The following is a 1,016-nucleotide window of genomic DNA, read 5'->3' on the forward strand; positions in this document are numbered from 1 at the left end:
TTCTGCAGGTCCATGTGCTCGCTGGCGATCTCGCTGGCCGACTTGACCACGGCCGCATAGTTGCCGGTCGCAGCTGCCAACTGGTTGCTGTAGTCGCTGGCGGCCTTGAATGCCGGCGCCAGGGCCAGCAGCTTGATGTACAACTCTTGATCCGCCGCGCTGGCCAGATTAAGGCCCAGCACCTTCTTCTTGTAATCCTCCATGGTCGTGGAGCCAGCCATGCCCAGCTTGCCTAGCGTATCGGCCACGGTCGACAGCACGGGTGCCATCTGCTCGGCTTCCGTCAGGAAGTTTTCAGCAAAGAAGCTGGTCCCGCTGCCGAGGGCATCGAGGCTGCCCGCCAACTTGACCAGGTTTTCGCGCGCGCCAATGGTGGCCACGCCCACGGCGCCAAAGGCGTCTTGCGACGTGCGGCCGATCAGCTGCAGGGCCGCGTCGACGCCGGCGTAATTGCCGGCCACGCGCTGCAGGGTAACGCTCAGCTCCTCGCTGCCTTGCTTGAACTGGCCAACGTTAGGCAGCAGTTCGACTGCGATTGCATTGCCTACCCCCTCAAAAAACTTGGTGACGGCGCCCAGCCTGTCCGCTTCCGTGGTGAGGCCGGTCAGGTTGATATTGAGCGCCTGGGCGCGCGTGGCCAAGCTGGACGTATCGATGCCCAGCGTATTGGCCAGGGTGGCTGACACATTGCGGATGGCAGCGTATGTTTCCACAAACGCATTGGACGTCGTGGCGTCGACGGCCTTGCGGTCCGTGTCCTTCTTGTCGCTGCGCAGCCAGCCGCCCTTTTGCGTCCATTTGGCATATTCGGTGCCACTGAACCCGGTACCGGACAACGTGCCGGTAATGCCAGTCTCCCCGTATTTCTTTTCACCCATGCCGAACACACGATTGCCAAGGCCTCCGATCAAGCCACCCAGCGCACCGCCAATGGCCGCGCCGATAGGGCCGCCCATGAAAGCACCAGCGACGGCGCCGATGCCAGTACCGACATTCACCGTAGAGTTGCTGCCGTA

At 62.5% G+C, this 1,016-nt stretch carries 1 pseudogene; it reads right to left on the reverse strand.

From position 1 onward, the window contains the following. A pseudogene (locus O0882_RS29050) lies at positions 1–998 on the reverse strand (hypothetical protein); the annotation flags it as partial. Positions 999–1,016 lie beyond the last annotated feature (18 nt).

The sequence above is a fragment of the Janthinobacterium sp. SUN073 genome, from assembly GCF_030397665.1.
GTDB lineage: Bacteria > Pseudomonadota > Gammaproteobacteria > Burkholderiales > Burkholderiaceae_D > Janthinobacterium.